Here is a 20447-nt window from a genome sequence, read left to right as displayed (position 1 = left end):
CCCGATCTCAGCCGTCCGGGCGATGTTGCCGGGGGTGCGTAACCCCGCCGTGGGGGCGTCGTTGAGTCAGGTGTCGGAGCGCTGAGACAGCGCGGCGACGGGAGCGGCCGATGCCCTGTCGGTCGAGGGGTGGCGGCGGGGCATCGTGCATAGAGGGGCCGGACGTGTGAGGGGTGCGTCCGGCCCCTCCCCCTGTCCGGCTCCGGCCGACCGGCCCCGCGACCGCCGTCGGACGGCGTGCTGCGCGACTGTCGTCAGGAACCCGCGCCTGCCGTCAGGCGACCGGCTGCGCGACGTTCTCCCGGACCCACTCGACGATCGACTGGGTGGTCGCGCCCGGCGTGAAGATCTTGGCGACCCCGATCCGCTGAAGCTCCGGGATGTCGGCGTCGGGGATGATGCCGCCGCCGAACACGACGATGTCGCGGGCGTCGCGCTCACCGAGCAGCTCCACGACCCGCCGGAACAGCGTCATGTGCGCCCCGGACAGCACGGAGAGCCCGACCGCGTCGGCGTCCTCCTGGATCGCGGTCTCCACGATCTGTTCCGGGGTCTGGTGCAGGCCGGTGTAGATGACCTCCATGCCGGCGTCCCGCAGGGCACGCGCGACGACCTTTGCACCACGGTCGTGGCCGTCCAGGCCCGGCTTGGCGACGACGACCCGAACACGAGAGCTCATCAGCGCATCCCTTTCACCGGCTCCGCGGCTTCACTGAACGAACGGTAACCCGCCCGGCCCTGCCCGGGAAATCCGGGCGGCGAACCGTACGGCAACCGGGCGCGGCCGCAGCCCCGCGGAGCGGGCGCGACGGACCGGGCCGACGGCCGGCGTCAAGCCGGACACCTCCGCCGTTCGGTCACCCTGCGCGACGAACGGGCAGTTAGGGGGGCACCGTTCGAGGGGTACGAGCCATGACAATCACGGACGCAAAGGGACAGAACGCGGTAGCAATTCGGCGCTTCGGCTTGTGACGGGACTGGTGGTTGGCTAACGTGTCCACGGTTGTCATCAGGTCCACGGACGGGTGACGACGCGGCCAGGCGACGTTCACCCGAGTTTCACGGGCGTCGAGGAAGCCGCATCGGATCCCCGACAACGGAGGGTGTGCGTGCGCCAGCGCCTGTCGTCTGAGCCCGATCGATATCGCGGTCGTCGCCGCGTACCCACCCCCCCGCGTAGCCGCTACGCGGCCGTCGTCACCACCGCGTTCGTCGGCGCCGGCATCGTCGCGATCGGTGCGGGCGCCCTGCCGGACGCCAAGAGCGTCAGCCCGTCGGTCCTCGACGAGCTCAAGGCCGCCTCGACCGTCAACCAGGACACCGCGGCCCGCGCCGATTCCGCCAACCGCGCCAGCCGCGACAGCGACCGGGCCGGTGCCGACGAGTCCGCCGAGCCCGAGGTCTGGTTACTCCCCCTCCAGGGCTACGAGTTCAACTCGCCCTACGGCATGCGCTGGGGCAAGCTGCACACCGGCGTCGACCTGGTCGCCGCCGAGGGCACGCCCTACGTCGCCATCCACAGCGGCACCGTCACCAAGGCCGGCTGGTTCGGCGGCTACGGCTACACGGTGATCGTCCAGCACGCCGACGGCAGCGAGGCGATCTACGGCCACTCCTCCGCGCTGAGCGTGAAGGAGGGGCAGCAGGTGAAGGCGGGCGACCAGCTCGGCCTCGTCGGCAACACCGGCCACTCCTACGGCTCCCACCTGCACCTCGAGGTGCATGTCAAGGGCGAGCCGCTCGACCCGGTGCCGTGGCTCAAGGAGCGCGGAGTGGACATCCAGCTACAAGTCGAGGCTTACTACAGCGAGGTAGCCGCGCCCTGACGCTGCGCATCGCACGATGACCGCCCGGATCTGTCGATCCGGGCGGTTCTTCGTTAGGCGACGGTCAGCCGAAGTAAGCCGCGTCACACCCACGACTGTGACAGGTGCCACCCGCCGGCATGATCACTTTTGCCCGCGAATACCACCTAACGGGTACGCAACGGACGGCGACGGCCGCCATGGCCCGCCCCGACTCCGTATCCCTACCCGTCACGCGGCGTGGCGACACCAGTATTTCGAGGTCAAGTGCCCCCTCGATCAGTGAAGGTCCGCCGTGCAGGAAGACATTCGGAACGAGAACACCCCCGACGCCCCCGTCCGGCACCGGCGGCGGATCGGCAGCCGAACCCGCGTGATCATCGCAGCGGCGGCCCTGGCCGGCCTCGGTCTCGGCGGAGCCGCCTTCGCGGCCACCGGGGACGACGAGCCCTCCGTGCCGGCCGCCGCCGCGGAGCCGCAGGCACGCGCGCAGGCCGCCGACCGCGCCGACCGCTCCGCCCGGGAGACCACCGCCCCGGCCACCCCCTCGGCGAGCCCGACGCCCAGCGCCACGAAGGCCAGCCCTTCGGCGAAGCCCCGCCCCAAGGCCACCACCGCCAAGCCCAAGCCCAAGGCGACCACCAAGCCGAAGCCCAGTTGGGTGATCCCGATGAAGGGCGCGGCGATCACCTCCTGCTACGGCCCGCGCTGGGGCACGCAGCACGCCGGCATCGACTTCGCGTTGCCCGCCGGCACCCCGGTCCGCGCGGCCTTCGGCGGCACCGTCACCAAGGCCGGCGACGTCGGCGACGGGTACGGCATCTCCGTCTTCGTCGACCACGGCAACGGCTACCTGACCCACTACGCGCACCTGAGCACCGCCAAGGTGGGCGTGGGCGAGAAGGTCGCCGCCGGGCAGACCATCGGCCTGGAGGGGTCCACCGGCGACTCCACCGGCCCGCACCTGCACTTCGAGGTGCACCAGGGCCAGATGTGGAACCAGATCGACCCCGCGCCGTTCCTGCGCGCCCGGGGCATCGACGTGGCCTGCTGACCCCCGACCACCGGAAACGGCCCGGTCCGGCGCGCTGCCGGGCCGGGCCGGGCCGATCTCAGAGCTTGTCGATCGGGGCGTGCCGGAGCACCAGCCACATCGTCTGGTCGCCGAAGTCGATCTGCGCCCGCGCGCCCGGGCCGTGCCCCTCGACGGCGAGCACCCGGCCCAGGCCGTAGCGCTGGTGGTTGACCCGGTCGCCGACGGAGACCTTCGGCCCCTGCGGCAGCTCGCTCGCCGTGGTGAGGCGGCTGGCGTCGACCCCCAGCCGCTTCGCCAACTGCGCGGCCTTGGGCGTGCCGCCGTTGAAGCCCACGCGGCCGCCGGGCACCCGGTCCGCGCGGCCACCCACGCCGCCGCCCCCGCCGGCCCACGAGGTGTACGACCCCTCGGTGCGCTCCCAGCGCACCAGCTCCGGCGGCAGCTCCTCCAGGAAGCGCGACGGCGGGTTGTAGGCCGGCTGCCCCCACGCCGAGCGGGTGACCGCCCGGGAGAGGTAGAGACGCTGGCGGGCCCGGGTGATGCCGACGTACGCCAGCCGGCGCTCCTCCTCCAACTCCCGGCTGTCGCCCAGCGAGCGCAGGTGCGGGAAGACGCCGTCCTCCAGGCCCGTCAGGAAGACCACCGGGAACTCCAGCCCCTTGGCGGTGTGCAGCGTCATCAGCGTGACCACGCCCTGTTGAGGCGCGGCGTCGTCCGCCTCGGCGCCGTCAGGCGACGAGCCGGGTGGCGCGGGCACCTGGTCGGCGTCGGCGACCAGCGCGACCTGCTCCAGGAAGCCGGCCAGGGTGGCCCGCTCCCCCTCCTCGCCGAGGGCCTCGATCCGCTCGGTGTACTCCCGGGCGACGCTGACCAGCTCCTGGAGGTTGTCGACCCGCCCCGCGTCCTGCGGGTCGAGGCTCTCCTCCAGCTCGGTGAGGTAGCCCGAGCGGGTCAGCAGCGCCTCCAGCACCTCCTCCGGGGTGCCCGTCTCGGCCAGCTCGCGGGCGCCGTCGAGCAGGGCCACGAAGTCGGCGATGCCGTTGGCCGCCCGCGTGGAGATGCCCGGGGCGTCCTTGGCCCGCCGCAGCGCCGCCCCGAAGGAGACCCGGTCGCGGCTGGACAGCGCCTCCACGCACGCCTCGGCCCGGTCGCCGATGCCGCGGCGCGGCGTGTTGAGGATCCGGCGCAGGCTGACCGTGTCGTCGTCGTTGACCACCGCGCGCAGGTAGGCCAGCGCGTCGCGGACCTCCTTGCGCTCGTAGAAGCGCACCCCGCCGACCACCTTGTAGGGCAGGCCGACGCGGATGAACACCTCCTCGAAGACCCGGGACTGGGCGTTGGTGCGGTAGAAGACGGCCACGTCGCCGGGGCGGGTCTCGTCGGCGTCGACCAGCCGGTCGATCTCGCGGGCCACCCAGTCGGCCTCGGCGTGCTCGGTGTCGGCCACGTAGCCGACGATCGGCTCGCCGGCGCCCGCCTCGCTCCACAGCCGCTTCGGCTTGCGCGACGTGTTGCGGTCGATCACCGCGTTGGCCGCGTTGAGGATGGTCTGGGTGGAGCGGTAGTTCTGCTCCAGCAGGATCGTCCGGGCGTCGCTGAAGTCGCGCTCGAACTCCAAGATGTTGCGGATCGTGGCGCCCCGGAACGCGTAGATCGACTGGTCGGCGTCACCGACCACGCAGAGTTCCGCCGGCTCGATCCCCTCCGTGCCGGCGACCAGCTCCTTGATCAGCACGTACTGGGCGTGGTTGGTGTCCTGGTATTCGTCGACCAGGACGTGCCGGAACCGTCGGCGGTAGCTCTCCGCGACGTGCGGGTGGGACTGGAGCAGGTGCACCGTCGTCATGATCAGGTCGTCGAAGTCCAGCGCGTGCGCCTCGCGCAGCCGCCGCTGGTAGAGCGTGTAGGCCTCCGCCAGCGCCCGCTCGTTGGGCCCCTTGGCGCGGCCCGCGAACTCCTCGGGGTCGACCAGCTCGTTCTTCAGGTTGGAGACCTGGGCGGCCAGCCCGCGCGCCGGGTAGCGCTTCGGGTCGAGGTCCAGCTCCCTGGCGACCATCTGCATCAGTCGGCGGGAGTCGTCCGCGTCGTAGATCGAGAAGGTCGACTTCAGCCCGGCGTGCTCGTGCTCGGCGCGCAGGATGCGTACGCACGCCGAATGGAACGTCGACACCCACATCAGGCGGGCGCGGGGACCCACCAGGTGGGCGACGCGCTCCTTCATCTCACCGGCGGCCTTGTTGGTGAAGGTGATCGCGATGATCTCGCCGGGGTGCACGTCCCGGGCGGCCAGCAGGTAGGCGATCCGGTGGGTGAGGACCCGGGTCTTGCCCGAGCCCGCACCGGCCACGATCAGCAGCGGCGAGCCGGCATGGGTGACGGCGTCGCGCTGCGGGCCGTTCAGGCCCTCGACCAGGGCCTGCGGGTCGAGGTGGACGGCCGACGACCTGGGCCGGTGCGGCGAGGTCGGGGCAGGCATCGGCGCGGGCGGGGACGCGGGGATGTCGAAGAGAGGATGCATCGCACGGCGAGTCTATGCCGCCGGGCGGACAGTTCCCCCGCCACGCGTACCCCGGCTCGCCCGAGCCGTTCCCGGGCCGGTCGATCCGCCCGGTCCGCGTCGACGCCGGCTGCCCGCCGCGGGCGCGTGGTGGAGGGAATCGTGCCCCGACTCAACCGGTCGAGACGAAGATGTCACCCTGTCGTGTCTGGTGCCGCCGTCCCCCGTGCAGAACGATGACGGTGAAAATCCGGCTCCTCCCCCGTACACGACTGGGAGAACGACCATGACTCAGCCGCGTTCGCGCGGTCGGGCGGCGCTGCGCCACCTCGCCGCGCCCACCCTCGCGTTGGCCGTCGTCGCCACGCTGTCCCCCGCTTCCCGGCCCGCGCCGGGTCCCGCCGGCGACCAGACGGCCGGCCTCACCCCCGTCTCGGTCTCCTACGCCGCCCCGAGCGGCGGCGAGGTCAAGGGCAACTTCCTGAGCTACAACGACTTCCACGGCGCCATCGACCCGCCCGGCGGCAGCGGCGCGGCGGTCAACGGCACCCCCGCCGGAGGCGTGGAGTACCTCGCCACCTGGCTGAGGAAGCTGCGCGCCGAGGCCAAGGCCGAGGGGCGGAGCACCACCACCGTCGGGGCCGGCGACCTGATCGGCGCCACCCCGCTCGTCAGCGCCGCCTTCCACGACGAGCCGACCATCGAGCTGATGGACGAGATCGGCCTGGACGTCAGCAGCGTCGGCAACCACGAGTTCGACGAGGGCGTCGACGAGCTGATCCGGATCAACAAGGGCGGCTGCCACCCGGTCGACGGCTGCCAGGACGGCGACGGTTTCGCCGGCGCGAAGTTCACGTACCTGGCCGCCAACACCGTGAGCAGGAAGACCGGCCTGCCGATCCTGCCCCCGGTGGACGTGCGGTTCGTCGGCGGCGTGCCGGTCGGCTTCGTCGGCGTGACCCTGGAGGGCACCCCGGGCATCGTCAACCCGGCCGGCATCGCCTCCGTACGCTTCACCGACGAGGTGGCGACCGCCAACAAGTGGGGCGGCCTGCTCAAGCTCTTCGGCGTCAAGGCGATGGTGCTGCTGGTGCACGAGGGCGGCGCCCAGTCGCCGCCGCCGGCCACCCCGGGCGTCTCGGACTGCGCCAACTTCTCCGGCCCGATCGTGGACATCGTCCGCGGCCTGCGGCCGGAGTTCGGGCTGGTCGTCTCCGGCCACACCCACCGCTTCTACTCCTGCTCGCTGCCGAACTCCTCGGGTGCCCCGAGCGTGGTCACCAGCGCCGGCAACAACGGTCAGCTGATCACCGACGTCGACTACTCGCTGGACCGGCGTACGGGCCGGTTCACCGGGATCACCGCCCGCAACGTGGTCGTCGAGAACGGCGTCCGCAACCCGGACGGCACCTGGCAGCAGAGCGCCCCGGGCACGTACGTGCGCAACCCCGACCTGGTGGACCCGGGCGCCAAGGCCCTGGCCGACAAGTACCGGGCGGCCGTCGCGCCCATCGCCAACCGCGTGGTGGGCCGGATCTCGGCCGACATCGTCCGCGACGCCCGCCCCAGCGGGGAGAGCCCGCTCGGTGACGTCATCGCCGACGCCCAGCTCGCGTACACCCGCTCGAACGGGGCGCAGATCGCGCTGATGAACCCGGGCGGCATCCGGGCGTCCCTGCCGTACGCGGCCTCGGCCGGGGGCGAGGCGCCGGGTGAGGTCACCTACGGCGAGGCGTTCACCGTCCAGCCGTTCAACAACCTGGTGGTCACCCAGACCCTCACCGGCGCGCAACTGCGCAACGTGCTGGAGCAGCAGTTCGTGGGCTTCAAGGGGCAGACCACCCAGCGCATCCTCCAGGTCTCGGCCGGGCTGACCTACTCGTACGACAGCACCGCCCCGGCGGGCTCGCGGGTCAGCGCCCTGGCGTTCGACGGCGCGCCGGTCGACCCCGCCGCCAGCTACCGGGTCACCACGAACGACTTCCTGGCCAACGGCGGGGACGGGTTCACCGAGTTGCAGGCCGGCACGGCGCGGACCACCGCCCCCGGCTTCGACGTCGACGCCCTGATCGCCTACCTGGGCGCCGGCGCCCCGGTCGCCCCCGGGCCGGCCGACCGGATCACCCGCCTCGGCTGAGGCGCGGACGGCCCCGGCGTCGCAACGGCGCCGGGGCCGCCCGTCCGGGCACGGGTTGCGCCGAATCCTTGCGCCGGCCGGGCCGGGGTCGGCATACTCGACGACGTGTTCGGTCAGCGCTTCTACTTTTACTACGGCACCGGGAGTCCGGCAGCCGTAGGTCGCGCCTGATCGACAAGACCTACGAGAAAGCCCCGGGCTCCTGGAAGCCCGGGGCTTTCTCCGTCCCGGGATCCGGGCACCGGGCACCTGACGGCGAGGGGTACCCGATGATGACAGACGTGGTGGAGTCCAACGGCAGCCTGACGCGACCCGAGGCGGGCCGGCCCGGCCCGGGTGCCCCCGGGTCCCCGGTCGACGGCCCGAGCGGCGCCGACGACGCCAGGCCGGAGGCGGGCACCGGCACCCCGGAGCCGGCCGCGGCCGCCCGGATCGTCGAGATCCGGGAGCGGATCGACGAGATCGACCGGGCGTTGATCGAGCTCTGGCAGGAGCGGGCCCGGCTCTCCCAGGAGGTCGGGGTGACGCGGATGGCCTCCGGCGGCACCCGGCTGGTGCTGTCCCGGGAGCGGGAGATCCTGGAGCGCTTCCGGGCCGCCCTCGGCGCCGACGGCACGCAGCTCGCGTTGCTGCTGCTCCGCGCCGGCCGCGGCCCCCTGTGAGGCGTACGCCGGCAGCGGCCCGCCCCGCGCCCCCGTGGGGGCCCGGGCGGGTCGCCCGTCCCCGGAAACGACGGAACCGCCCGCCGTCGTCGCGGTGACGTCGGCGGGCGGTTCCGTGGGGCTCACACCTCGTGCGTCTGCACGATCTCGCGCTTCTCCGCGAAGTGGCAGGCGCTCGGGTGGTCCGAGCTCGGGCGGATCTCCAACAGCGGGACCTGCTCGGCGCAGATGTCCTGCGCCTTCCAGCAGCGGGTCCGGAACCGGCAGCCCGACGGCGGGCTCACCGGCGAGGGCACGTCACCGGTGAGCCGGATGATCGCCTTGTTGTCCCGCACGGTCGGGTCCGGCACCGGCACGGCCGAGAGCAGCGCCTGGGTGTACGGGTGGGTCGGCCGCTCGTAGATCTCGTCCTCGGTGCCGATCTCGGCGATCTTGCCGAGGTACATGACCGCCACCCGGTCCGACAGGTGCCGGACCACCGACAGATCGTGCGCGATGAACACGTACGACAGGCCGAACTCGCCCTGGAGCTTCTCCAGCAGGTTCATCACCTGGGCCTGGATCGACACGTCCAGCGCGGACACCGGCTCGTCGCAGACGATGATCTCCGGCCGCAGGGCGAGTGCGCGGGCGATGCCGATGCGCTGGCGCTGACCGCCGGAGAACTGGTGCGGGTACCGGTTGATGTGCTCCGGGTTCAGACCCACCAGGTCGAGCAGTTCCTTGACCTTGTCCCGGCGGCTGGCCTTCGGCGCCACCTCCGGGTGGATCTCGAACGGCTCGCCGATCAGGTCGCCGACCGTCATCCGCGGGTTCAGCGAGGTGTACGGGTCCTGCATCACCAGCTGGATCTGCCGCCGCAACCGGCGCAGCGCCGGGCCGGAGAACTTCGAGATGTCCTGGCCCTTGTAGTGGACGCTGCCACCCGTCGGCTTCTCCAGGTTCATCAGGACCCGGGCCAGCGTCGACTTGCCGCAGCCCGACTCGCCGACCACACCCAGGGTCTCGCCGGCCTTGAGCTCGAAGGAGACCCCGTCGACCGCCTTGACGTGACCGATGGTCTTCTTGAACACCACGCCCCGGGTCACGGGATAGTGCTTGACCAGGTCACGGACCTCGAGGATGTTCTCAGTCACGGTTCACCAGCTCCTCGGCGAAGTGGCAGGCGCTGGCCCGGCCGGAGCCGACCTGCAGCAGCGGCGGGACCTTCTCCCGGCAGACCGGCTGCGCCATGGGGCAGCGCGGGTTGAACGGGCAGCCCGGCGGGATGTTCATCAGGTTCGGCGGGAGACCCTTGATCGTCCGGAGCTGCTGCCCCTTCTCGTCGAGCCGCGGGATCGAGTTGATCAGGCCGATCGTGTACGGGTGCGCCGGCTTGGCGTACAGGTCGTAGACGTCGGCTTCCTCGACGATCCGGCCCGCGTACATCACCGCGATCCGGTCCGCGACGTCGGCGACCACGCCGAGGTCGTGGGTGATCAGGATCAGGCCCATCTGCCGCTCCCGCTGGAGTTCGGCGAGCAGGTCCATGATCTGCGCCTGCACCGTCACGTCGAGCGCGGTGGTCGGCTCGTCCGCGATCAGCACCTCCGGGTCCAGGGCGAGCGACATCGCGATCATCGCGCGCTGCCGCATACCGCCCGAGAACTGGTGCGGGTAGCTGCTGAACCGCCCCTTGGCGTTCGGGATCTTGACCTGGTCGAGCATCTCGATCGCGCGCTTCTTCGCGTCGGCCCGGCTCATGCCGCGCCGCACCCGGAACTGCTCGGCGATCTGGAACCCGACGGTGAAGACCGGGTTCAGCGCCGAGAGCGCGTCCTGGAAGATCATCGCGATGCCCTCGCCGCGGATGCGGCGCCGCTCCTCGAAGGACATGGCGAGCATGTCCTTGCCGTGGAAGCGGACCTGGCCGCCGGTGACGTAGCCGGGCGGCGTGTCGAGGATGCCCATGATGGTCTGCGCGGTGACGCTCTTACCGGAGCCGGATTCGCCGAGCACGGCGAGGGTCTCCCCCGCGTCGACGTGGTACGTGACCCCGTTGATGACCTTGGCGATGCCGTCCCGGGTGCGGAACTCCACCCGGAGGTCTTCGACCTCGAGCAACCTGCCCGAGGGGCGGCCGGACGCACCGGCCGCGGACTGCTCGGACACCAGAATGTCGGACAACTGAATCTCCCCTAGCGGAGTTTCGGATCGAGGGCCTCGCGGACCGCCTCACCGAGCATCACGAAGCTCAGGACGGCGGCGACGAGGAACCCGGCGGGGAAGAAGAGCAGGTAGGGCGCCACGCGCAGGAGGTTCTGCGCCTCGTTGATCATGATGCCCCAGGAGACCACCGGGCTCTTCAGGCCGACGCCCAGGAAGGACAGCGTCGCCTCGGCGCCGATGTACGAGCCGACCAGGATCGTCCCGTAGACAAGCAGCGGCGCGAGGCAGTTCGGCAGCAGGTGCTTGAGGATGATCCGGCCGGTGCCGGCGCCCAGCGCGCGGGCGGCGACGATGTAGTCCGCCTCCTTGGTGGCCAGCACCGAGGAGCGCATCAGCCGCATCACGACCGGCCAGCCCAGCACGATCAGCGAGATGCTCACCAGGGCCATGATCTCGGCCTTGCTGTTGCTCGTGCCCGACCCGTTGAAGGTGGTCAGGATGACGATGGCGCCCAGCACGAACGGCAGACCGAAGAAGACGTCGGCGATGCGGGAGAGCAGCGCGTCCACCCAGCCGCCCCGGTAGCCCGCGACGATGCCCATCGCGCCACCGAAGAGCAGCACGCCGAGCACGGAGAGCAGAGACACCACGATGGACGCGCGGGCGCCGTAGATCACCCGGGCGAAGACGTCGCGGCCCTGGAAGTCGTAGCCGAACCACGCCTCCGACGACGGGCCGACCAGGCTGTTCTGCAGGTTGCCGTTCTCCGGGTCGCCGGAGCTGAACAGCGAGGGGAACGCGGTCATCAGCATGAAGATGAGGATGAACGTCGCGGAGATCCAGAACAGCGGCTTGCGCCGCAGGTCGCGCCACGCGTCGCCGAGCAGGCCGCGCGGCTTCTCCTTGCGGGCGTTCTCCGGCAGGCCGGCGTTGGTCGGCGCCCCGATCTCGTCGGGGGCCTGCGCGGGCGGCGTGCTGACGATCGAGGCGGAACTCGGGTCGCTCATGCCCGCACCTCACTCCGCTCGGCGCGGGCGCTCGTACCCGCGGACGCTGCAATCATGGTTCGTTCGCTGCGCTCACTCATAGCGGATCCTCGGGTCCAGGGCGGCGTAGAGCAGGTCGACCAGCAGGTTCATCACCAGGTAGACGAGCACCAGGACCACCACGATGGAGACAACGGTAGCGCTCTCCTTGGTGACGATCGCGCGGTAGACCTGGCGGCCGATCCCGTTGATCTGGAAGATGCCCTCGGTGACGATCGCGCCGCCCATCAGGGCGCCGAGGTCGGTGCCGAGCAGCGTCACCACCGGGATGAGCGAGTTGCGCAGCAGGTGGATTCCGACCACCCGGCGCATCGGCAGACCCTTGGCGATCGCGGTGCGCACGTAGTCGGCGCGGCGGTTCTCCGCGATGCTCGTGCGGGCCAACCGGGCGATGTACGCCATCGAGGCGCTGCCCAGCACGAAGCCGGGCACGATCAGCTCGGAGAGCCGCATCTCGCTGGAGACCGTCGGCTTGACGATGCCCCACTGCACGCCGAGCAGCCACTGGGCCACGAAGCCGATGACGAAGATCGGCAGCGCGATCAGGAAGAGGCTGGAGACCAGGACCAGGTTGTCCAGGAAGCCGTTGCGGCGCAGGCCGGTGAGCACACCGGCGGTGAGGCCGATGACCGCCTCGATGGCCAGCGCCACCAGCGCCAGCTTCAGGGTGTTCGGGTACGCCGTGGCGATGATCTCGCCGATGTCCCGGTTGTTGAACGTCTGCCCGAAGTCACCCTGGAACAGGTTCTTCATGTAGTTGCCGTACTGCACGATCAGCGGCTCGTCGAGCTTGAACTGCTCGGTCATCTTGTTGACGAAGGCATCGGGGCAGCGTCGCTCGCCACACTTGCCGGCGAAGGGATCGCCTGGCACCGACCACACGAGCCAGTAGATCAGGAACGTCGTCCCGATGAAGACCGGAACGAGTTGGAGTAGCCGTCTCAACAGATAACGGCCCATGGGGTGGTCCTCCAGACAGGGGGCGCGCGTCGGACGGCCGACACGGGGATGACAGACGTGGCGAGGAAGTGTGGTGACACTTCCTCACGGAACGGCCCGGGTCGGGCTCACCGGTAGGTGAGCCCGACCCGGGGTCAGACCGTTCGGATCAGAGCTCGACCGAGGTGAGGTCGAGTTCGCCGACGTTGGAGAGCTCGAGCTTCTTGATCTTCTCCGAGTGGCCGGACTGCTGACCACCGAAGTAGACCGGGATCGAGGGAACGTCCTGGTCGATCAGGGCGACCGCCTCGGCGTACTTGGCGTGCGAGGCCTCCAGGCTCGGCGCGGAGGCGGCTTCCTTGGCCAGCGCGTCGACCTGCGGGTTGCTGTACTTGCCGTCGTTCGAGGAACCGCCGGTCACGTAGAGCGGGCCGACCCAGTTCTCGACGTCCGGGTAGTCCTGCTGCCAGCCGGCGCGGTACATACCGGTCATCTTGCCGGCGTTGATGTTCTGGCGGAACACCGCGAAGGTCGGCACACCCTCGGCGCGGGCGTTGATGCCGAGGTTCGTCTTGACCTGCTGCGCGACGGCCTCCATCCACTCCTTGTGGCTGGCGTCGGCGTTGTAGTACATGACCAGCTCGCCGGAGAAGCCACCGGACTCGGCGTAGAGCTTCTTGGCCTCCTCGACGTTGAACTGGCACGCGGTGCAGTTGCCCGCCTTGGCGCCCGGGGTCAGCGGGTTGGCCCAGCTGTCGGCCGGCTTGCGCGAACCGAAGAAGATCTTGTCGCTGATCTCCTGGCGGTTGATCGACATCGAGATCGCCCGACGCAGCTTCGGGTTCTGGAAGCGCTTGTCGTAGATCGGGAAGGCGATGATGCCGGTCGACGGCGTGGTGGAGGCGATGGCCCGGTCAGCCAGGTCGGTCTTCCACTTGTCGCCCGCGATCGCGGAGACCGGAACCTGCTGCTGGAAGTCCAGGTTGCCGGCGAGCAGGTCGTTGTACGCCGCCGTGTCGTCCTGGTAGAGCTTGATGTTGACGTCCTTGATCTTCATCTTGTCGTTCAAGGAGTAGTCATCGAAGCGCGTCAGCTTGATCTGGACGTCGTCTTCCCACGACACGAACTTGATCGGGCCGTTGCCGATCGGCTTCTTGCCGAACGCCTCGGCGCCCTGGGTGAAGAACGCGTCCGGCAGCGGCATGAAGGTGCTGTAGCCGAGCTTGGTCGGGAACACGGCGGTCGGCGCCGCGAGGGTGACCTCGAAGGTGAAGTCGTCGACGACCTTCAGGCCGGACATCTCCTTGGCCTTCGGCTCCGGGGCCTTCTGCGGGCCGTCGGCGCCGTCCGGGTCCTCGGTGTGGACGTCCGCGAAGCCCTGGATGTCGCCGAAGAAGCTGCCGTTCTGCGCGCCGTTCGGCGAGTAGGCGCCCCAGTTCCAGGCGTCCACGAAGTTCTTGGCCTTGACGACGGTGCCGTCGTGGAACTTCGTGTCCTTCTTGATCTTGATCGTGTAGACCTTGGAGTCGGTCGTCTCGATCGACTCGGCGACCGCGTTGCGCGGGGCGCTGCCGTCGTTCGGGTACTCGACCAGACCGGTCCAGATCCAGTCGATGATCGCCCCACCACCGGTCTCGGTGGTGTTCGACGGGACCAGGCCGACCTCCGGCTGCGTGCCGTCGATGGTGATCGCGCCGTCCGAGCTCGCGCCGGCGTCGCCGCCGTCGCCGTCACTGCTCGAGCAACCGGACGCGACGAGCGCGAACGCCGCGCCCAGCGCGACCGCGCTGCTTGCCCGCTTCGAGACTCTCATTCCGAGGGGCCTCCTCTTTCTGAACCTGGTTCCGTCGTGGGTATCACGCACGTTGGGGGGTGACACGTCCGGCGCCCGCACCGCGGGAGCCGGTTTCACCGCAGAGAATTCGGGACAAGATGTTGTACGAATCCGCCGGGCCGCCCCGCCCTTGACGCTCGGCACCGCGCACACGAGACCACCACGGAGCACCGTCAACAGGCGGGCCCATGGTCGTCAGGCCGTACGGAGTGCCTCACATGAGGGGTGAGGTGCTGCCACTGTGACACCCACCGGCCCGTTCCGTGAAGGTGCCGTTATCAAGCCGTTAGTTGGTCGCCACGTTGCCGATACTTGAAAAAAGATCATGATCTACGCCGGTCGTACCGCTCTGAGCAGGAAAGACATGGTTCAGCGGGGGCGCCACCCCAGGTGCGGGCGCTGCGGCTGTGACCTTCCCCGCGCCTGCTCCGGCGTTACGGACGCCGTCCGGGCGTTGGCCGTTTTTGCCCATCCGGAGGATGCCGACCCCGGCTGTGCGGGCATCATCGCCATCCGGGTGGACGAGGTCAGAGACGTCACGCACCCGCTCGCCACCCAGGGTGACCCGACGGTTGCGACGCGGCACCCCGCGCGTCGAGGGGGCGGCGGCTGCGACGACAGGAGCCGGGGGCGGCGGCCGCCCCCGGGACTGCTGGCCGAGGGCCGTGGCGCGGTCGCCGCTCAGGAGTCGGTCGATGGTGGCGTCGGCCAGGGTGGTGCGGTCGCCTTCGGGGGGCTGGTGCCATGGGTGGTCCGGGCGATCCGACACGCCGGGCAGGCCGGACAGCGGACGGCCCCGACACCGCGCGGGCGGTGCCGGGGCCGGGGCCGTGGAGCGGGCGTCGATCAGGCCGTGAAGCGCAGCTTGCGACGGCGGAACAGCAGCACGGCGACCGCGCCGGCGGCCAGCAGCGCCACACCGGCGGCGATCGAGGCGGCGATCGGCGAGCCGGTCAGCGGCAGGTCCCCGCCGCTGCTCGCGGGCGAGGTCGACGGGGCCGGGCTGTCGACCGGGGCGCTCGGCGACGGCGACTCCGCCGGGGCGCTGGGCGACGGCGACTCCGCCGGCGCGCTCGGCGACGGCGACTCGGACGGGGCGGCGGCGAACGCGGCCTCGGCCTTGGCGGTCACGGTGGCGCCGGTGCTGCCACCGAGGATCAGCTTCTGCGCGGCGCGCTCGCCGGTGAAGAGGAACACCCGGCCGAAGGAGACCGAGTCCTGGGCGGAAACGGTCACCTTCACCTCGCCGGCGCCGTCGGCGACCAGCCAGAACTGCCCGCCGTTGGTGGTCGTGGTTACCGGCTTGCCCTCGGCGTCGACCGCCGAGCCGCCGTCGACCGCGACGGTGATCTCGCCCGCCGGACCCTTGACGGTGAAGGGACCGGCCTTCTCGCCGACGGTGGCCTTGGCGCTGGCCGGGTCGACGCTCAGCTCGGCCTTCGGCTCGGGCTGGTCGGTGGCGTTGGCGACCAGGTAGTCGTGGACCTTCTTGACCACGTCGTACTGCTTCTTGCCGAGCAGCTTCGAGTTGTCGACCCAGTCACCCAGCTTGATGCCGTCGCTGAAGTTCCAGATGGCGGTCTGGGTGCCGAAGTAGAGCAGCTTGTCGGCGTCGGCCTGCGCCGGGGCGGTGGCGCCGGCGGCGGCCAGCAGCTTGGCGGCGTCGGCGTTCGGGTAGCCGTGGGTGAGCACCCACTGCACCTTGCCGAGGTTCTTCACCTGGGACTCGTCCCAGGTGCCCTCCTTGTACTTGCCGTCGATCGCCACGTTGGTGTGGTAGTCGATGCAGAAGGCGGGGACGAGCTTGCCATCGATCTTGAGCGCCAGCGCACCGGTGCTCTTCGGCTGCCCGTTGAGCATGAGCGTGACGTTGCTGCCCTTGACCGACTTGGCCACGCCGGTCTTGTCGGCGGCGGCGGCCGGCGCCACCGCGCCGAGTGCCAGCGCGCCACCGGCGACGGTCGCCAGGGCGATCCGCGCCCAGCGCCGTCCTCGTTGTCCGAACATCAGATTCGTGCACCTCTCCCCAGGGGTGACCCGCGTACGGCGGGTTGCGTGAAGCCGCCATTCCCGCGGGATGCGCACCACCCGCACGCGAGAACGCGACGGGGCATTATGTGACGGCAGTTGATCGTTTGTCAGCCCCTGTGGGCCACATTCGTCGCTTCCGTCCCAAATGACGGGGAAAAGAAATGGATCACACGAGCCGACGGTCGGCCGCCCAGCGGGACAGCTCGTACCTGTTGGACATCTGGAGCTTGCGCAGCACGTTCGACACGTGCGTCTCCACGGTCTTGATGGAGATGTAGAGCTCCTTGGCGATCTCCTTGTACGCGTACCCCCGGGCGAGCAGCCGCAGCACCTCGCGCTCGCGGTTGGTGAGCTGGTCCAGCTCGGGGTCGGCCACCGGGGCGTCCGGACGGGCCGCGAACGCGTCGAGCACGAACCCCGCCAACCGGGGGCTGAACACCGCGTCGCCGTCGGCCACCCGCCGGACCGCGGCGGCCAGCTCCTCCGGGGAGATCGTCTTGGTGACGTAGCCCCGCGCGCCGGCCCGGATCAGCCCGATCACGTCCTCCGCCGCATCCGAGACGCTCAGCGCCAGGAACTTGACCTGCGGGTGGGTACGCCGCATCGCCTCCAGCACCGCGCGGCCGCCGCCGTCGGGCATGTGCACGTCGAGCAGCACCACGTCGGGCAGCGTGACGGCGATCCGGGTGACCGCCTCGCCGACGGTGCTCGCCTCGCCCACCACCTCGACGTGCGCGCCCAGCTCGGCGCGGACCCCCGCCCGGAACATGGCGTGGTCGTCGACGAGGAAGACCCGCAGCCGCTCGGTACGGGCAGCCGCCCCCTCGACCGGTTCCATCGACTGCTCGGTCATCCCTTGTCCCTTTCCGCCGTTGCCGAGTCCCGGCTGATCGGCAGGATCAACCGGACCTCGGTCCCTTCCCCCGGCCCGGAGCGGATCTCCGCCCGGCCGCCGTGCCGCTTCATCCGCCCGATGATCGAACCCCGGACCCCGTGCCGGTGATCCTCCACCGTATCCGGGTCGAAGCCCTTCCCCCGGTCCCGGACGAAGACGCTGACCTGTTCGGGCTCGACCTCGGCATAGAGCGAGACGGTCTGCACCCCCGCGTGCCGGGCGGCGTTCACCAGCGCCTCGCGCGCCGCCGCCACCAGGGCGCCGACCCGTTCGTCGGTCTCCCGGTCGCCGACCACCACCGCCTCCACGGTGATCGCGAACGTGTCCTCGACCTCGGCGGCGGCCTGCTCCAGGGCGGCGGCGAACCGCTCGGTGGGCGAGCCGGTGGGCTTGTAGAGCCAGTTGCGCAGCGAGCGTTCCTGCCCCCGGGCGAGCCGCTGGACGGTCTTCACGTCGCTCGCGTTGCGCTGGATCAGGGCCAGGGTGTGCAGCACCTGGTCGTGCACCATGGCGGCCAGCTCGGCCCGCTCCTGCTCGCGGATGCGCCCCTCGCGCTCCGAGCGGAGCTGGTTGTACGTCCGCCACAGCACCGGCGCGGCCACCACGCCGACCCCGGCGAGCCCCACCAGAGCGAAGATCACGCCGTTGAGCACGGCGTCGAAGTTCTGCGCCGGGGAGTAGACCGCGGCGACACCGATGATGCCGACCGCGACCAGCACCCCACCGCCGATGAACCGGAGCACGAAGGCCCGCCGGTCGCTCTCCTCCACGACCGCGCCCAGCCAGGGCACCGGCATGGAGTCGCCCCACTGCCGCCGCCGCTCCGGGGCCGACTGGTGCCAGATCACGCCGGCGCCGACCGCGATGATCGCAACCAGCCAGCCGGCGGTGCCCGCCGCACCGATCGAGTCGAAGACCATCACCTGCACCAGCAGCACGCCGAGGCCGATGACCACGAACGGCAGCAGCTGGGCGACGTCCCTGCGGGGCGGTACGGCGGTGTCGCCCGGGCGCAGCGGCACGACCGCCCAGAAGGCCGCGTAGAGCAGCAGGCCGAGACCGCTCAGCCCGAGCAGCACCATGAAGGCGACGCGTACCCGCAGCACCGAGATGCCGAGGTGGTCGGCGATGCCGGCGGCCACCCCCGCGGCCATCCGGTGCTCGGGGGCGCGGTAGAGGCGCGGTGGCTGGGTCACGGCACTGATCGGAGACTCCCTGGTCACGACGGGCACGCGGCGGGCGACGGTCCGTCGCCGGCGCCGGATCGATCGTCACACGGCGCGCCGTCGCCCGACCACGGGGACGCCCCCGACATTCGGGCCACCGGGATCTCAGGGTGGGGTCAGGGTCGGCTCCTGAGGCCGTCCGGCGGGTCGGGGCAGCAGGATCGAGGCATGAGCGAGGAAGCTGCCCAGTCCGCCGGTCCCGGGGCGGCACAGCCGGGTGGGCCACCGGCCGCCGCGACACCACCCGGCGGCTCCGCGACACCGCCGCCCGTGGCCGCACCGGCCGCCGCCGGGGGCACGGGTGCGCCGCCACCGCCCGGGCCCGGCCCCGGACCGCAGCCGTCGTTCGGCGGCGCCGGCTTCACCTCGCGGTACGGGTTGGTGCGCCCCCGCGACGGCCGCTACCTGGCCGGCGTCTGCGCGGCGATCGGCCGGGCCACGAACACGGACCCCGTCCTCTGGCGGGTGCTGCTGGCGGTGCTCGGCTTCTTCGGCGGCATCGGCATCCTGGTCTACGTCACCGCGTGGCTGATCATCCCGGGCGAGGGCGACAGCGCCTCCCCCGTCGAGTCCATGCTGGGCCGGGGCCGGTCCAGCATGTCCCCGGTCACCGTTATCGTGCTGAGCATCCTGGTCGCGATCAGCTTCGGCTACATCGTCACGGACGCGTTCCGGGCGGTGCTGCTCGGCGCCACCATCCTGGTCGGCGGCGCGCTGCTGCTCAACCGCGACAACAGGGGCGCCCAGCAGGCTCCGGCCGGCCCCGTCGTGCCCGGGCCGCCCGGTGCTCCGCCCGGGCCGGTGCCGCCGGTCGCCCACCCCGCTCCGGTCGCGTACGCGGCCCCGCCGACCGTGATCGTGCCCCCCGTCACGGCCCCGTCCCCGCCGGGGACCGCCACCCAGGCCGCCTGGAACGCCCCGGTCGCGACCCCGCCGGCCGGGCAGACCGCCGAGCTGCCCGCCTGGCCGCCGGCCGTCCCGGTCGCGCCCGTCCGCCCCTCGCCGGGTACGCCGACCGCCGGCTGGCCGCCGGCCCCGCCCACCTCGGGCTGGCCCGCCCCGACCTCGGGCTGGCCGGCCGCGACGTCGGGGGCACCGGCCCACCCCGTCGCCTCGCCGCGGCCACCGGGCTACCGGCCCCCGTTCGCCCCGCACGGCCCGTACGCCGCGCAGACCCCCGTGCCGCCGGCGCCGCCCAAGCCGCGGGTGAAGCCGCCGAAGCGACCCCGCGAGCGCTCCCCGCTCGGCGCGGTGACGTTCTCGCTGATCTTCCTCGCCCTGGGCGTGGTCGCCGTCGTCGACCTGCTGGACGTCTTCGACGTCGGGGCGTCGGCGTACTTCGCCGCCACGGTGGCCACCATCGGGTTCGGGCTGCTGGTCGGCACCTGGTTCGGGCGGGCCCGCTGGCTGATCGCGCTCGGCGTGGTGGCCGCCGCCGCGCTCGGGGTGGCCACCGTCGCCGAGTCCTACGACCGGATCCGGGGCGTCGACGGCAACGTCACCTGGGCGCCCACCGACCACCGCGACCTGGCCCTGCGGTACGAGAACAGCTTCGGTGACACCGTGCTGGACCTGCGCGCGGTCGACTTCGACAAGAAGAACACCGAGATCACCGTCGCCGTCAACTTCGGCGAGTGCACGGTGGTCGTGCCGCCCAACGTCGACGTCACCACCGTGGCCGACGTCAACGCCGGCGACGCGCTCGTCTTCGGCAAGCGCTCCGGCGGGCTCGCCGGCGAGCTGCGGGAGACCACCGACCTCGGCCCGGACGGCGCCGGCGGCGGCGCGCTGCGGCTCTACATCCACGTCAACGCCGGCAACCTGGAGGTGACCCGGTGAAGGCCCACCGCACCGACATCGTGTCGTTCGCCTTCGGGCTGATCTTCCTCGGCCTCGCCGCGTGGTGGCTGCTCGCGCAGCTGCTCGGGCTCGCCCTCCCGGCGGTGGGTTGGTTCCTGGCCGGCGCGCTGATCCTGATCGGCCTGCTGGGCCTGGTGGGCGCGCTGCGCTACGGGCGCGCCGACACGGCCCCACCCCGCGACGCCGCCGCCCCCGACGACGGCCCCGGGGCCTCGGAACCGGTCGGCTCCGCCTCGGCCCCGCCCGAGCCGTCGGGCCGCGTGGGGACGGACCAGCCCGCCGAGGTCGACCCGACCCGCTGGGACCTCGACCGGCCCGCGCCGGCCGACGA

At 71.5% G+C, this 20447-nt stretch carries 15 protein-coding genes and 1 pseudogene; 6 read left to right on the top strand and 10 right to left on the bottom strand.

The genetic code is table 11. From position 1 onward, the window contains the following. Positions 1-274 precede the first annotated feature (274 nt). The gene (locus GA0070610_RS02115; protein ID WP_088998456.1) at positions 275-679 is read right to left on the bottom strand and encodes a cobalamin B12-binding domain-containing protein; all 405 of its coding nucleotides are present in this window, start codon (positions 677-679) and stop codon (positions 275-277) included. Positions 680-1109: 430 nt separating this feature from the next. On the opposite strand from GA0070610_RS02115, the gene GA0070610_RS02110 reads away from it, so the two are divergent. Both GA0070610_RS02110 and GA0070610_RS02105 read left to right on the top strand, forming a co-directional pair. Next, a complete protein-coding gene (locus GA0070610_RS02110; RefSeq protein ID WP_088998455.1) occupies positions 1110-1826 on the top strand; it encodes a M23 family metallopeptidase in 717 nt (238 codons plus the stop codon). Positions 1827-2100: 274 nt separating this feature from the next. Beyond that, the gene (locus GA0070610_RS02105; RefSeq protein ID WP_088998454.1) at positions 2101-2859 is read left to right on the top strand and encodes a M23 family metallopeptidase; all 759 of its coding nucleotides are present in this window, start codon (positions 2101-2103) and stop codon (positions 2857-2859) included. Positions 2860-2917: 58 nt separating this feature from the next. Here GA0070610_RS02105 and pcrA read toward each other — a convergent pair whose 3' ends face one another. Further along, on the bottom strand, positions 2918-5359 hold the full coding sequence (pcrA, locus tag GA0070610_RS02100; protein WP_088998453.1) for a DNA helicase PcrA: 2442 nt from the start codon (positions 5357-5359) through the stop codon (positions 2918-2920). A gap of 265 nt (positions 5360-5624) precedes the next feature. On the opposite strand from pcrA, the gene GA0070610_RS02095 reads away from it, so the two are divergent. Continuing rightward, the gene (locus GA0070610_RS02095; RefSeq protein ID WP_088998452.1) at positions 5625-7475 is read left to right on the top strand and encodes a bifunctional metallophosphatase/5'-nucleotidase; all 1851 of its coding nucleotides are present in this window, start codon (positions 5625-5627) and stop codon (positions 7473-7475) included. Positions 7476-7744: 269 nt separating this feature from the next. Further along, a complete protein-coding gene (locus GA0070610_RS02090; RefSeq protein WP_088998451.1) occupies positions 7745-8137 on the top strand; it encodes a chorismate mutase in 393 nt (130 codons plus the stop codon). Positions 8138-8259: 122 nt separating this feature from the next. Here the strand turns inward: GA0070610_RS02090 and GA0070610_RS02085 are convergent, their stop codons facing one another. The 8 genes from GA0070610_RS02085 to GA0070610_RS02050 form a co-directional block, all read right to left on the bottom strand. After that, positions 8260-9273: an ABC transporter ATP-binding protein gene (locus tag GA0070610_RS02085; protein WP_088998450.1), complete on the bottom strand. Its 1014-nt coding sequence runs from the start codon at positions 9271-9273 to the stop codon at positions 8260-8262. Beyond that, complete coding sequence (locus GA0070610_RS02080; protein WP_088998449.1) at positions 9266-10288, bottom strand: ABC transporter ATP-binding protein; 1023 nt, start codon at positions 10286-10288, stop codon at positions 9266-9268. Before GA0070610_RS02080 ends, GA0070610_RS02085 begins: the two co-directional genes overlap by 8 nt. 26 nt (positions 10289-10314) lie before the next feature. Continuing rightward, the gene (locus GA0070610_RS02075) at positions 10315-11292 is read right to left on the bottom strand and encodes an ABC transporter permease (protein WP_088998448.1); all 978 of its coding nucleotides are present in this window, start codon (positions 11290-11292) and stop codon (positions 10315-10317) included. A gap of 72 nt (positions 11293-11364) precedes the next feature. Next, complete coding sequence (locus GA0070610_RS02070) at positions 11365-12291, bottom strand: ABC transporter permease (RefSeq protein WP_088998447.1); 927 nt, start codon at positions 12289-12291, stop codon at positions 11365-11367. A gap of 148 nt (positions 12292-12439) precedes the next feature. Continuing rightward, the gene (locus GA0070610_RS02065; RefSeq protein ID WP_088998446.1) at positions 12440-14083 is read right to left on the bottom strand and encodes a peptide ABC transporter substrate-binding protein; all 1644 of its coding nucleotides are present in this window, start codon (positions 14081-14083) and stop codon (positions 12440-12442) included. Between the two features lie 867 nt (positions 14084-14950). Further along, entirely contained in the window at positions 14951-16111 is a 1161-nt protein-coding gene (locus GA0070610_RS02060; RefSeq protein ID WP_172896350.1) for a thioester domain-containing protein, read from the bottom strand. Between the two features lie 190 nt (positions 16112-16301). Then, positions 16302-16988: a response regulator gene (locus GA0070610_RS02055; RefSeq protein WP_088998445.1), complete on the bottom strand. Its 687-nt coding sequence runs from the start codon at positions 16986-16988 to the stop codon at positions 16302-16304. Further along, positions 16985-18253: an ATP-binding protein gene (locus GA0070610_RS02050; protein WP_089003206.1), complete on the bottom strand. Its 1269-nt coding sequence runs from the start codon at positions 18251-18253 to the stop codon at positions 16985-16987. The genes GA0070610_RS02055 and GA0070610_RS02050 overlap by 4 nt, the downstream gene beginning before the upstream one ends. Before the next feature lie 171 nt (positions 18254-18424). Here GA0070610_RS02050 and GA0070610_RS02045 point away from each other — a divergent pair, with 171 nt between their 5' ends. Together GA0070610_RS02045 and GA0070610_RS02040 are read left to right on the top strand one after the other, a co-directional pair. Then, positions 18425-20095 carry a PspC domain-containing protein gene (locus GA0070610_RS02045; RefSeq protein ID WP_231925878.1) on the top strand — a complete coding sequence of 557 codons (1671 nt, stop codon included), beginning with the start codon at positions 18425-18427 and terminating at the stop codon, positions 20093-20095. Then, a pseudogene (locus tag GA0070610_RS02040) lies at positions 20092-20275 on the top strand (hypothetical protein); the annotation flags it as partial. The gene GA0070610_RS02045 and the pseudogene GA0070610_RS02040, both read left to right, overlap by 4 nt. Positions 20276-20447 lie beyond the last annotated feature (172 nt).

The organism is Micromonospora echinofusca (assembly GCF_900091445.1).
GTDB classification, from domain to species: Bacteria; Actinomycetota; Actinomycetes; order Mycobacteriales; family Micromonosporaceae; genus Micromonospora; species Micromonospora echinofusca.
The sequence above is the reverse complement of the archived record's forward strand: the minus strand, read 5'-3'. Positions and strand labels throughout refer to the sequence as shown.